Here is a 1107-nt window from a genome sequence, read left to right as displayed (position 1 = left end):
GGGTCACTCGGCGCCGTCCTCCCCCTCGTCGAAGTCCGCGGCCTCGTCCAGGAGCTCGTCGTCCTTGCGGTTGAACTCGACCTGGACGCGCGCCCGGGTCACCTCCGCGTACGCCAGACGGCGCTCCTTCGGACGGCCGCGCCCCTTCACCGGCTGCACCTCGACCAGTGCGCCGTCCTCGTCGGCCTCCAGCACCCGGGCGACGATCTCCCCGCCGTCCACCAGGTGGATCCTGGCCAGCCGGCCCTCGGCGCGCTGCCAGTGCCGGGGCAGGACCAGCGGACGCTCCGCACCCGGCGAGCCGACCTCCAGCAGGTACGCGTCGTCCCCCATCAGGTCCGACTCGTCCAGGGCCTCACCGACCACCCGGCTGAACTCGGCGATGGCGTCCATGTCCACACCGCCGTCGGTGTCGACGTCGATCTGCACCTGCCGGCGGCTGCCCGCCCGAGTGACCCTGACGTCCTCCAGGTCCAGTCCGGCCTGCTCGGCCAGCGGCTCCAGCAACGCTCGCAGCCGGTCGGTGTGGGTGGTGCTCATCCGGGTGGACTCCTCGGCCGCGTCTGCTGTTGTCAGAAGGTCGCCGCGCACCCCCGGTGCCACACCGGAATCACGGCAGCTCGGCCCAAAGCCTATCCGGTCAAGCCCCCAACCACCGATTCCTGACCTCCCCCGGCCGCCCGCACACCACCCACTGCGAGCAACCTCACACCCGGCCCGGCATCCCCGAACCGGACCCGGGAACGTGGGGATTCTGTAATCATTCACGCCAACGAGGGCTGGCGGGGAGGCCGTCCTCCCGTACCCGCCCGGAGCGCCCCCGATGCAGCCGCCCAGCCGACGGACCCTCCTGGCCCTCGGACTGCTCACCACCCTCACCGCCTGCACCGCCTCCGTCGGCGACCGGCACGCCGACCCCACCCCGCCCCGCGACCCGGACACCCCGGTCCGCCTGCGCGCGATCGCCGCCACCGACCTCCTGCTCGGCGCCTACGACAACCTGCTCACCGTCCCGGGCGCCCGGACCGCCCTGCTCCAGCCCCTGCGCGACGACACCGTCCAGCACCGCGCCGCCCTCGTCCAGGGCCTGCCGAGCGCGAGCCCCTC

At 73.5% G+C, this 1107-nt stretch carries 1 protein-coding gene and 1 pseudogene; one reads left to right on the top strand and one right to left on the bottom strand.

All coding sequences use genetic code 11. The features are described from left to right. Window positions 1-3: 3 nt before the first annotated feature. Window positions 4-540 (bottom strand): ribosome maturation factor RimP, encoded by a 537-nt coding sequence (rimP, locus tag ACIQOV_RS42480; protein ID WP_359909157.1) that lies wholly within the window; start codon window positions 538-540, stop codon window positions 4-6. Window positions 541-823: 283 nt separating this feature from the next. On the opposite strand from rimP, the pseudogene ACIQOV_RS42475 reads away from it, so the two are divergent. Continuing rightward, window positions 824-1107, top strand: a pseudogene (locus ACIQOV_RS42475) (hypothetical protein); the annotation flags it as partial.

It is taken from the genome of Kitasatospora sp. NPDC091257 (assembly GCF_044757675.1).
Classification (GTDB): Bacteria; Actinomycetota; Actinomycetes; order Streptomycetales; family Streptomycetaceae; genus Kitasatospora; species Kitasatospora lactacystinica.
The sequence above is the reverse complement of the archived record's forward strand: the minus strand, read 5'-3'. Positions and strand labels throughout refer to the sequence as shown.